Source organism: Paraburkholderia sp. J63 (assembly GCF_905220245.1).
Lineage (GTDB): Bacteria > Pseudomonadota > Gammaproteobacteria > Burkholderiales > Burkholderiaceae > Paraburkholderia.
This window is the reverse complement of record NZ_CAJMZF010000088.1, coordinates 1-11,281: the sequence shown is the minus strand read 5'-3', so window position 1 is coordinate 11,281 and position 11,281 is coordinate 1. Positions and strand designations below refer to the sequence as shown.

The window sequence follows — 11,281 nt, the reverse complement described above, 5'->3', positions numbered from 1 at the left end:
ACCCGCGCCCCAAAAGAGGGGCACCCCACACCAACGCGTAAACCCCAATCGACATCGCCCCACACCGGGATTCTAATGATCGTTAGTTTGATGAACGTGTTTCACAGAGACATCCCATGGATCGTTCATACTCCCCCGCTGCCAGTGCCATGTCCAACCCGGGGGCCATCAAACACGGCCCGCTCGTGACGCCTTTTGCGCGCGCGCTGGCCATTCTTTCCGCGTTCACGCCCGAGGACCGCTGGCTCTGCAATAGCGATCTCTCCGAGCGCGCGGGCATTCCGGCTTCGACCGTGACGCGCCTCACGCGCACCCTGCTCGCGCTGGGCTATCTCTGCTGCGACAGCGGCAAGCGGCGCTTTCGCCTCGGTCCTTCGGCGCTGGCGCTGGGCTACCGCGCGGCCGCCGACATCGAGATCCACGAAGCCGCGCATCAGCGCATGCACCTCTTCGCCGAGCGCCATCACGTGCACGTTCATCTCTGCGCGCGCAACCGGCTCGACGTGGTCGTCATCGACAGTTGCTGCACCAGCACCATCCCCGCGTCGCTGCAGCCGGCCATCGGGACCCGGCTCGGGCTCGCCTCGTCCGCCGCGGGCTGGGCGCTGCTCGCCAGCCTGCCCGACGCCGAGCGCGACTATCTGCTGAGCAATCTGCTCAGAAATGCGGCGCCTCAGCCCGCGCGCGAGTCGAGCGATAGATGGGGCCATCTGGGGGGCCATGCGGGCCGCCGCCCCAGCGAGGCCATCGGGCAGATCGGGCAGGTGCGCGAAGAGGGATTCTGCGTCGCGCTCGGGCAATCGGGCCAGCCGATGACGATGGTGGCCGCGCCGGTCCAGTTGCCGGGCGAGGCTCCGCTGGCCGTGAGCTGCATGGGGCCGTCGATGCTGGTCGGGCGCGCGCGCAGCGAGCGTGAACTGGGGCCGGCGCTCGTGCGCATGGCGCAGGAAATCCAGCATTCGAGAGCCTTGTCATGAATTCACCCAGAGACCCTGCCGCCGCTGCATCCGACCATGCCACGCTGATGACAGTGGAGCGCGGGCTGGAAGTCCTGCGCGCGTTCCGCTCGAACCGCGCGCCGCTGAGCAATGCGGAGCTCGTGCGGCGCACCGGGCTCTCCAAAGCCACGGTCTCGCGCCTGACCTCCACGCTGATCCAGGTGGGCTTCCTGCGCCTCGTTCCCGGCAAGCGCGAGTTCGAGCTCTCCATCGGCGCGCTGGGCATAGGCCACGCCTATCTCTCGACCAACGACCTGCTGCAATCGGCGCAGCCGCTTTTGCAGGCGCTGGCCGACCGGCTCGATGTGTCGGTGGCGCTGGGCATCCAGGACGGCATCGACATGCTCTACGTCGATTACCGTGTGAGCCGCAAGGTCGCCACGCTGCGGCTCGGTGTCGGCTCGGTGCTGCCGATGGGCACCACATCGATTGGGAGAGCTTATCTTTGGGGGCTGCCCGAAGCAGAGCAGCGGTGCCTGATCGAGGAGCACAAGCGCCGCGCGGGCGCGCAAGGCGATGCACTGGAGCAGGCCATTCGCGCCTCGTTCGACGAGCTCGAAGCCACGGGCACCTGTGCGGTGCTAGGCGGTTTCCAGCGCAGCACCTTTGGCGTGTCGCTGCCGGTGCGCCTCGGCCGCGAGGGCACGCTCATGAGCATCAGTTGCGGCAGAGCGGACGTCGATTTCGATCTGGAGGCCGAGCGCGAGCGCATCGCACCAGCGCTCAAGGAAACGGCGGCGCGCCTGCAAGTGCAGTTGGCGGATTGCGGGAGCGGTCTCTAAAGAAGGCTTCAAAGAAAAAGACCGGCGGAGCCTCAATCCCCGCTCGTCCCGGCAAAGCGATGCACGCCCGCCTCCAGCGACGGCGACTGCGTGCGATAGCAATGCTGCATCCAGCGCTCGTAGCGCAGTCCATCGGAAAGCGGCAGTTCCATTGCGCGGCGTGCCATCTGCTTCATGGAAGCCAGCGCCAGGGCATCGGCCTGGGCGATTTCCCGCGCCAGTTCCAGCGTGGCCGCCTCCAGTTCCGTGGCGGGCACGGCCTGCACCGCGAGGCCCAGCTCCACCGCCTCGCGCCCCGTCATGCGCCGCCCCGTGACGAGGTAGTACAGCGCGCGCTGCAGGCCCAGCCTGCGCGGCAGCCGCTGCGAGCTGCCGCCGCTCGGCAGCAGATTGCGGCGGATGTGCTCGTCGCCTAGCTGCGCCGCTTCATCGGCGATCGTCAGATCGCAGGCCAGCGTCAGTTCGAAGCCCCCCGCCACGGCGAAGCCGTTGACGCTGGCGAGCACGATCTGCGGCGCGGATTCGACGCGCTCGTAGGTGTCCTGCATCAGGTCCTGGTGGCGCATATGGGCGGCGCGGTCGGCCAGCACGCCGCTCGCGAGCCACTTGAGGTCGTTGCCCGCGCAGAACGCGCGGCCGCTACCGCGGATCACGAGCACCTTGACCTCGCCGCCCGCCGCCGCGCAGTCGCGCACGGCGTCGTTGAGCGCCTGCAAGGTGGGCCCGTCGAGCGCGTTCATGCGCTCGGGGCGATTGAGCGTGATGCGGCGCACCTGCGGCGCGGGCTGATCGATCAGCAAGGTCATGGCGCGCCCCTCCTCGTTCGGCTGCATGGGTTGCTCAGGCTGCTGCATGGGCTGGCGCTCACGCAAAGCGCGTGAGGTCGTCCACGCCGGCACGTGTGGTGCGGAACCGGTTGACGGGGTGCTCGACCTCGGCATAGCCAAACGAGATGCCGCAGATCATGTGCTGCGTATCGGGAATGCCGAAATACTCGCGCACGAAATGCGCGTGGCGCGCCAGCGCCCCTTGCGGCGTGGTCGCCACGCCGTGGGCATAGGCCGCCAGCAGGAACGACGAGATGAAGCCGCCCGCATCGACGAGCGCATACGGCCCGAGTTCCGCCGGCACCGTGACGATCGCCACGTGCGGCGCGTCGAACATGCGGAAGTTGCGGAATGCCTGCTCCGTGCTGCGCTCGGCGTCCTTCCTGCCGATGCCCAGCGCCGAATACAGCGCAATGCCCGCACCGCGCCGGCGCTCGCCGTAAATACCCTCATAGGTCGGCGGAAACGGCAGATCGGACTCGTTTTCGCGGTGATTGCGCGCGCGCTCCATCAGCGCCTCGCGAAAACGCCCGGTGCTCTCGAGGGTTTCGGTGATAACGAGCTGCCACGGCTGCACGTTGCACCACGAGGCCGAGCGGCCCGCCATGGCGACGATACTGCGGATCAGGTCGGCATCCAGCGCCTTGTTCTGGTAGGCGCGGCAGGTGGAGCGGCCGTTCGTGAGGCGGTCGAGCGCCGCGAGATCGGGAGTGTTCGATGTCATTTGAAAGGAATCCTTACCTGTTCTTCATTGCCGGCCCAGGGATGCACATGGCCTCAGATGAAGGTGCCCCGGGCACGCCAGGCCTCGATGCGCTCGTCCGGCAGCCAGCCTTGCAGCGCGGCGATGGCGTTGTCCGTGCTCAGCGCAGCGGGCGGCTCCGGCCGCGCGGCGGGCGTGCGCGAAAAGCGCGGACCGGGCGCGGGATGCGTCACGCCGTCGAGTTCGATGAACGTGCCGCGCACGGCGAGATGCGGGTGGTCCGGCGCCTCGTCGAAATCGAGCACGGGCGCGAGGCACACGTCGAACTCGCCGAGCTCCCGCGCCCATTCGTCGCGCGTGCGCTCCCTGAATCGGGCGGCCAGCACGGCCTTGGCCTCGGGCCACTGCGCGCGGTCCATCTGCTGTTGCAGCAGCGGATGATCCTGCAACCCGAGCTTGTCGAGCAGCAGCCGGAAAAACTTGCTCTCGATGGGGCCGACGCTCACGTACTTGCCGTCGGCGCACGCGTAGACCTCGTAGAACGGCGCGCCGGTATCGAGCATATTGGTGCCGCGTTCCTTGCTCAGCATGCCGGCCGCGTGCAGGCCCAGCGTGACGGCCATGATGGAGGCCACGCCGTCGACCATGGCGGCGTCCACCACCTGGCCCCGGCCGCTGCCGCGCGCCTCCAGAATGCCCGCGAGCAGGCCGAAGGCCAGATACAGCGAGCCGCCCGCATAGTCGCCGAGCACGTTGAGCGGCGGCGTGGGCGCCTGTCCCGCGCGGCCCATCGCGTGCAGCGCGCCGGTGATGGCGATGTAGTTCAGATCGTGCCCGGCCACCTGGGCCAGCGGGCCGTCCTGCCCCCAGCCGGTCACGCGGCCATAGACGAGACGCGGATTGCGCGCGAGGCACGCATCGGGCCCGAGGCCCAGGCGCTCCATCACGCCGGGGCGAAACCCTTCGATCAGCGCATCGGCTTGGGCGATCAGCTCCATCGTCATCTCGACGGCGGCCGGATCTTTAAGGTCGACGCGGATGGATTTGCGGTTGCGCAGGCCCAGATCGTACTGCACGGGACGCGGCGCGCCGAGGCCCGAGGGCTCCTTGCGGTCCACGCGGATCACGGTGGCGCCCAGGTCGGCGAGGAACATGGCGGCCAATGGGCCAGGACCGATGCCTGCGATCTCGACGACCTTGATGCCGGCGAGCGGGCCGCGGCGCGTTGGGGATGCGTGGGATTCGGTGGACATGGTCAGATCACTCCCTCGTCGCGCAGTTGCTGCAAGCGGTCTTCGGACAGCTTGAGCAGGCTGCGGTAGATCTCGTCGTTGGAGGCGCCGAGCTCCTGCGCGGGCTGGTCGAACTGCACGGGCGTCTTCGAAAACTTGATCGGCAGGCCCATGCCCATCGCTTCAACGCCGTCCAGTCCCGGATGCTCAAGCTTCACCACGGCGCCGCGCGCCTGCAGCACCGGGTCCTTGAGCACGTCGAGCGGCGAGCGCACCGCCGCCGCCGGGATGCCGCGCTTTTCCTGCAGCTCGCGAATGACTTCTTCCGTGCTGCGCTGCCGCGTCCATTCCTCGATGATGACGTTGATCTCGGCGGCGTACTTCATGCGCGGGCCGCGCGTGGCGTAACGCGGATCGCTGGCCATCCCGGGCTGGCCCACCGCTTCCATCAGATTGCGGAACCAGTCGGGCTGGAACGCCACCATGGCCACGTAGCCATCGCGCGTGCCGTACACGCCGAACGGCACGAGCCGATCGTGGAAGTTGCCCGAGCGCTTGGGATAGCCCTGCCCGAGGAACACGTCGAAGTGCTCCTCGGCCACCATCGACGAAAGACAGTCGAGCATGGACACCTGCACCAGTTGCCCCTCTCCGGTCCTGCCGCGATGGATCAGCGCGGCGAGAATGCCGTTGACGGCGTAGAGCGGCGCGATCAGGTCGGCCATCGGCAAACCCGAGCGGGTGGGCGGGCCGTCGGCGAAACCGGTCACGTCCATGATGCCCGAGAGCGCCTGCACGATGATGTCCATGCCCTTGAGATTGGGGTACGGGCTCGGCTCGCCAAAGGCCTTGATCGACGCATAGACGATCTTCGGATTGGCGCGCCGCACGCTTTCGTAATCCACGCCAAGGCGCGCCGTGGCGCCCTCGCTGGCGTTCTCGATAACTACATCGCACTCCTTGACGAGTTCCATGAAGAGCGCGCGGCCCTGCTCCGACTTCAGATCGAGCGTGATGCTTTTCTTGTTGCGCGCGCGATTGAGGATCGTCAGCGACACCTCGTCGTCGCGCCGCACGCCGAAGTGAACGCCTTCCTTGCCCACGTAGGGCGGGTTGCTGCGCGCGATGTCGCCGCCGCCGGGCGATTCGACCCGGATGACTTCGGCGCCCAGACCGCCCAGCAGCAGCGACCCATAGGGCCCCGCGAGCGCCACGGTCAGATCGAGAACGCGAATACCCTCCAGGGGTCTTGTAGCTGACATGCCTTGTCTCCTGTCGACCCGGGCTCGCACTTTGGCGCTGTTACCCGGGTCCCATGCACATTGCGGAATCTCTTTTGCTTCAGTATGACTTCGGCAAGCCAAGCTTGCGCTCGGCGATGTTCGACAGGATCAGTTGCGGCGTGACCGGCGCGATATAGCCGATCCACGCCTCGCGCATGAAGCGCTCCACGTGATACTCCTTCGCATAGCCGAAGCCGCCGTGCGTGAGGATCGAGGTCTGACACGCGTTCATGCAGGCCTCGGATGCCAGCAGCTTGGCCGCGTTGGCCTCGGAGCCGCAGGGCAGGCCCCTGTCGTAGAGATCGGCCGCCGCGAAGATCATATGATTGGCCGCTTCGAGCTCCGCCCAGTTGCGCGCGAGTGGATGCTGAACGCCCTGATTCTGGCCGATCGGACGACCGAAAACCACACGTTCCTTCGCATATTGCGTGGCCAGCTTGAGCACGGCACGGCCGATACCGACCTGCTCGACCGCGACCAGCACCCGCTCGGCGTTCATGCCGTGGAAGATATAGCTGAGCCCCTTGCCTTCCTCGCCGATCAGCGCGTCTTTCGACACCGGCAGGTTGTCGATGAAAAGCTCGTTGGTATCGACGGCGGCGCGGCCCAGCTTGTCGATCTCGCGAATCTCGACGTAATCGCGATCGAGTTTCGTGTAGAACAGGCTCAAGCCCTCGCTGTGCTTCTTGACCTGCTCGATCGGCGTGGTGCGCGCGAGGATCAGCATGTGGTCGGCCACTTGCGCGGTCGAGATGAAGACCTTCTTTCCCGAGATCAGGTAATTGCCATCGGCCTGCTTCTTCGCCGTGACCTTGAGCTTGGTGGTGTCGAGCCCCGTGTCGGGCTCGGTGACCGCGAAGCACGCCTTGTGCTCGCCGCGCGAAAACGGCGGCAGCCACGCTTTTTTCTGCGCCTCCGAGCCGAAATGCACGACGGGCTGCAGGCCGAAGATGTTCATGTGAATGGTGGACGCCGCCGCCTGGCCGCCGCACTCGGCCACCGTGCGCATGAACAGCGCCGCCTCCGTCACGCCCAGATTCGCGCCGCCGAATTCTTCGGGCATGCAAATGCCGAGCCAGCCGCCGCTCGCGACGGCCTCGAAGAACTCGTGCGGAAACGCGTGGTTCTTGTCCTTGTTGCGCCAGTATTCGAGCGGGAAGTCCGTACAGATTTTTTCCGCGGCATCGACGATAGCAAGCTGATCGGCACTCAGTTGGTAGTCCATAATGGATTCTTCCTCCGAATCAGGCCTTGTCGGCCGGACGCAGCATCATCAGACCCGTACGTACCGCCGTGCAGACGATCTCGTCGCGCTGGTTCTTCGCAACGTGCTTGAACGTGACGATGCCCGAGTCGTTGCGGCTCTTCGAGAGGCGCGTTTCGACGATTTCGGTCTCGACGCGGATGGTGTCGCCATGGAACGTGGGCTTGGGAAACGCGATCTCGCCGAATCCCAGGTTGCCCAGCGTCGTGCCGAGCGTCGTTTCGTATACCGTAATGCCGGCTACGAGCGCCAGCAGGAACATGCTGTTCACGAGGCGCTGGCCGTAGAAGGTGTTCTTGCTGTATTCGGCGTCGATATGCAGCGGCGCGCAGTTATAGGTCATCGCCGAGAACAGCACGTTGTCGGTCTCGGTCACGGTGCGGCGGATGGCGTGCTCGATCACCATGCCGGGCTTGAATTCTTCGAAGTAAAGGCCTGCCATTTTGCTTGTCTCCTGTCCAGGGATGTTGATCAGCGGTTGAACGACTGCGCGAGCGCGATGATTTCGCGCGCCGTTTTCACGTGGGCAATGTCGATGTGCTCGCCGTCGTAGATGCACGAGGCGCGGCCTGCGGCCTGGGCCTCGTCCAATGCGTCGATCATTCCCTGGTAAAACGCCACTTCTTCTTCGGTGGGGCTATAGGTCTTGTTGACGATCTCGACGTTCGAGGGATGCAGCACCAGCTCGCCGCTCATGCCCAGTTGACGGTCGTTGGCCGACGAGACCTTGAGCCCTTCGAGGTCGTGCACCTGCTGCCAGACACCGCCGATGGGCAGCTTGCCCGCGGCGCGCGCGGCCATGACCACGCGCGACTTGAGGTACTGCGTCTCGCGGCCCTCGAGCGACCAGACCGTCTTGAGCGCGCGGGCCACGTCGGCATTCTTGGCCGTGGCGCCCACGATGGCCGGCACGCGCTCGTGCTGGGCGATTTCATAGGCCAGTTGCAGCGAACGGGCGGTCTCCAGCAGCGGAATCACTTTGGTGTGACCGACCTCGACGCCTGCGCGGTACTCGGCCTCGGCCAGCATCGACGCAACGGTATGGATATCTTCGGGGCCGCAGGGCTTGGAGATCACGATGCCTTCGACCACGGGGCTCACGATCGCGAGGATGTCGTCGAAGTCGTACAGGTGCGCGCTGCGGTTGATGCGCACCCAGATCCGCTGCTTCTGTTCGGCGAGCCAGGCCAGCTTCGACTTGACGATCTCGCGCGCCTCCACTTTCTGCGGCGGCGGCACGCTGTCCTCCAGATCCAGGATCAGCGCATCGGCCCTGGAGGCGATGGACTTCTCGATCCAGGTCGGCTTGTTTCCCGGAACAAAGAGGAAGGAGCGTATGGGTTTCATCTGCGTCGTCATGTCTATCTCGGCCTGTCGATGGGTTCTACCAATATCCGTCATTCTTTACCTAACAACTGGTAGTTAGTTTCGGCTCAGATGGCGCAGCTGTCATTCGGGGTTTACACCAACAGCGGAGCAGGCGCGAAAGTTGCAGCGCGTTGCGTAGCGCGCCGGCATTTCGATCGGCTCATGGATAACACTCATGGAACATCGCCTCCTCCCGCACCACACTACCGGCCAAACTACCAAACATTAGGTAGTTAACATCGCACGATATCCGAACCACCGTATTGGAGGAGCAATGAGCAACACCACGAACGACCTGCCGTCCAACGGCGCAGGCTCCAGCGAACACGCGCTGGCGCAGCCGTCCCCGCACCGGGTAGCCCATGACAGCGCCCAGGCCTGGTACATCCTGGCGGTGCTGACGCTCGCCTACTCGCTCGCTTACATCGACCGGCAGCTTCTCAACCTGCTGGTCGAGCCCATCAAGCAAACGCTCGCCATCTCCGACACGCAGCTGAGCCTCGTCCAGGGCATCGCGTTCATTTCCGCGTACCTGGTTGCATCGCCGCTGTTCGGCCGGCTCGTGGACGTGACCAACCGGCGCAATCTGCTCGTGGTCGGCATCTGCCTGTGGTGCGGCTTCACCGCGCTGTGCGGCCGGGCCGATACCTACGAAGGGCTTTTCATCGCGCGGCTGGGCGTGGGCGCCAGCGAAGCGTGCGTATTCCCCCTCGCGCTCTCGGTGATCGCCGACTGCTTTTCGGCGAAAAAGATGGCGCGCGCGATGAGCATCTTCATTCTCGGGCCAATGCTCGGCGGCGGCCTCTCGCTCGTGGCCGGCGGCTTCGTGATCGAGTTTGCGCGTGCGCTTCATCGGCAGTTCCCGATCCTCGCGCAATTCCAGACGTGGCAGCTTGCGTTCGTACTGATCGGACTGCCAGGGATTCTCTTTGCGCTGCTGGTGGTGCTGACCGTGCGCGAGCCCGTGCGCAGCAATGTGATCAGCGAGCGCGAGGACGACCGGCAATTCACGACCGGCGATTCGGCCTCGTATCTGTGGCAGCGCCGCGGCTTCTATGCCCGCATCCTGCTCGGCGTGGGCATGCTGGCCATCGTCGTGCTCGGCATGCCCGCGTGGATGCCCACGTATCTGATCCGCACACACGGCATGCCGGCAGCACTGGTGGGATTCCGCTTCGGCGTGCTGGTGGTCAGCTTCGGCATTGCCGGCGCGCTCACCGGCCCCTGGATTGCGCGCCGGCTCGAAAAGCGCGGCCATACCGATGCACAGTTGCGCACCGCCGCGTTCGCCATGATCCCGATGCTGCTCTGCTGCGCGAGCATTCCGTTCGCACCGGGCGCGACGGGCGCGCTGGTCGCGGCCGCTGGCACCGTCTTCTTCTTCAGCCTGCCCACGGGCTGCATGAGTGCCGCACTGCAACTCGTCGCGCCGAGCCGCATGCGCGGCACCGTGGGCGCGCTCTATTCGTTCGTCGCGCAATTGATTGGCTTCGGTGCGGGCCCGACGCTGATTGCGTTGATGACCGACCATGGTTTCGGCAATCCGAAGATGGTCGGGCACTCGATCGCCATCGTGTGCACGATTGCGTCGGCGCTCGCGGCGTGGCTGCTCTTTACCGCGCTGCCTCACTATCGGCGCTTGCTGGCCGAGGCCGCGTAAGCCATTCAGGAATGGAAAGCAGATTGGGCGCTTGGGGGAGCGCGCGCCGGGTTGACCCATGCGCCGCTCCCGCGGTGCATGGGTCCGGCGCGTCTATAGCGTCTATAGATCGAGCACCAGCCGCGCCGACTTCGAGCGCGAGCAGCACGGCAGGAACTGGTCATTGGCCGCCCGCTCGTCGGGCGTGAGGTAGGCGTCGAAATGCTCGGGCTCGCCGGTCAGCACGCGCGTGAGGCAGGTCCCGCACACGCCCTGCTCGCACGACGTCTCGATCCGGATGCCGGCCTTCGCCAGCGCCGCCACGACCGACTCGTCCTTCCCGACCACGACCACCTGCCCCGAACTCGCGACCTCGACCTCGAAGCGCTCGTCGCCGGCTGTTTCCCGCGCGTCGGCGGCGAAGAACTCGTAGTGCAGTTGCGCGTCGGCCCAGCCGGCCTCTCGGGCGGTACTCAGCACGGCATCCATGAAGCCCTTGGGTCCGCACACGTATAGATGCGTGCCCGGCTCAGGCCGCGCGAGCTGCGCCGCGAGGTCGAGTTTCTGGTCGTGATCGCCGTCGTCGAAATGGAACTGCACGCGCGGCGCATAGCGTGCATGGGCAATGCGCTCCGCGAACGCGGTGCGTGCGCGCGAACGCGTGCAGTAGTGCATGTCGAATGATGCGCCGGTTGCCGCGAGCCGCTCCGCCATGCAGAGGATCGGCGTTACGCCGATGCCGCCCGCGAGCAACAGGCTATGCCGCGCCTCATGCGCGAGCGGGAAGTGATTCTTTGGGGCACTGATCGTTAGTTCGTCGCCGGGGTGCACGCGCTCGTGCATCGCGGCTGAGCCGCCGCGCGAGTTCGGATCGCGTAGTACTGAGATCTGATAGCGGTGGCCTTCGTTTGGGGCGTTGCATAGGGAATATTGGCGTGTTGGGCCGCCTGGTATCGCGACGTCGATATGGGAGCCTGCTGAGAATGCCGGTAGTGTGCCGCCGTTTGCGTGGACCAGTTCGAAACTGCAGATGTCTGTGGCTTCGTTGTGTCTGGCTGATACTCGGACTTTTAATCCGCATAACTCACTTTTCATCGTTTATTCCTGTTTTTGGGTCTTGCTGGTTTTTTTTTGGCATTTCCTTGCTTTCGTGTCGGTTTGCTAGCGTTGCCCCTGTGCGGGGCG

General features: G+C 65.6%; 11 protein-coding genes. 3 read left to right on the top strand and 8 right to left on the bottom strand.

Annotated elements, in window-relative coordinates; all coding sequences use genetic code 11:
• The first annotated feature begins 149 nt into the window (after positions 1-149).
• Both U5775_RS38075 and U5775_RS38070 read left to right on the top strand, forming a co-directional pair.
• Positions 150-977, top strand: coding sequence for an IclR family transcriptional regulator (locus U5775_RS38075; protein ID WP_322063291.1), 828 nt, complete (start codon positions 150-152; stop codon positions 975-977).
• A complete protein-coding gene (locus U5775_RS38070) occupies positions 974-1,780 on the top strand; it encodes an IclR family transcriptional regulator (protein WP_322063290.1) in 807 nt (268 codons plus the stop codon). Before U5775_RS38075 ends, U5775_RS38070 begins: the two co-directional genes overlap by 4 nt.
• A gap of 32 nt (positions 1,781-1,812) precedes the next feature.
• Here U5775_RS38070 and U5775_RS38065 read toward each other — a convergent pair whose 3' ends face one another.
• The 7 genes from U5775_RS38065 to U5775_RS38035 all read right to left on the bottom strand — a co-directional run bounded on the left by U5775_RS38065 (position 1,813) and on the right by U5775_RS38035 (position 8,448).
• On the bottom strand, positions 1,813-2,586 hold the full coding sequence (locus tag U5775_RS38065; RefSeq protein WP_322063292.1) for an enoyl-CoA hydratase/isomerase family protein: 774 nt from the start codon (positions 2,584-2,586) through the stop codon (positions 1,813-1,815).
• A gap of 58 nt (positions 2,587-2,644) precedes the next feature.
• Complete coding sequence (locus tag U5775_RS38060) at positions 2,645-3,331, bottom strand: nitroreductase (RefSeq protein WP_322063289.1); 687 nt, start codon at positions 3,329-3,331, stop codon at positions 2,645-2,647.
• Positions 3,332-3,384: 53 nt separating this feature from the next.
• Positions 3,385-4,563 (bottom strand): CaiB/BaiF CoA-transferase family protein, encoded by a 1,179-nt coding sequence (locus U5775_RS38055; RefSeq protein WP_322063288.1) that lies wholly within the window; start codon positions 4,561-4,563, stop codon positions 3,385-3,387.
• 2 nt (positions 4,564-4,565) lie between these two features.
• Complete coding sequence (locus U5775_RS38050) at positions 4,566-5,804, bottom strand: CaiB/BaiF CoA-transferase family protein (RefSeq protein WP_322063287.1); 1,239 nt, start codon at positions 5,802-5,804, stop codon at positions 4,566-4,568.
• 79 nt (positions 5,805-5,883) lie between these two features.
• A complete protein-coding gene (locus U5775_RS38045; RefSeq protein ID WP_322063286.1) occupies positions 5,884-7,050 on the bottom strand; it encodes an acyl-CoA dehydrogenase family protein in 1,167 nt (388 codons plus the stop codon).
• Positions 7,051-7,069: 19 nt separating this feature from the next.
• Positions 7,070-7,531 (bottom strand): MaoC family dehydratase, encoded by a 462-nt coding sequence (locus U5775_RS38040; protein ID WP_322063285.1) that lies wholly within the window; start codon positions 7,529-7,531, stop codon positions 7,070-7,072.
• A gap of 29 nt (positions 7,532-7,560) precedes the next feature.
• Positions 7,561-8,448, bottom strand: a complete 888-nt coding sequence (locus U5775_RS38035) for a CoA ester lyase (protein WP_322063284.1) — start codon at positions 8,446-8,448, stop codon at positions 7,561-7,563.
• Positions 8,449-8,731: 283 nt separating this feature from the next.
• Here U5775_RS38035 and U5775_RS38030 point away from each other — a divergent pair, with 283 nt between their 5' ends.
• Positions 8,732-10,117 (top strand): MFS transporter, encoded by a 1,386-nt coding sequence (locus U5775_RS38030; RefSeq protein ID WP_322063283.1) that lies wholly within the window; start codon positions 8,732-8,734, stop codon positions 10,115-10,117.
• Positions 10,118-10,219: 102 nt separating this feature from the next.
• Here the strand turns inward: U5775_RS38030 and U5775_RS38025 are convergent, their stop codons facing one another.
• On the bottom strand, positions 10,220-11,191 hold the full coding sequence (locus U5775_RS38025; protein ID WP_322063282.1) for a PDR/VanB family oxidoreductase: 972 nt from the start codon (positions 11,189-11,191) through the stop codon (positions 10,220-10,222).
• Positions 11,192-11,281: the final 90 nt, after the last annotated feature.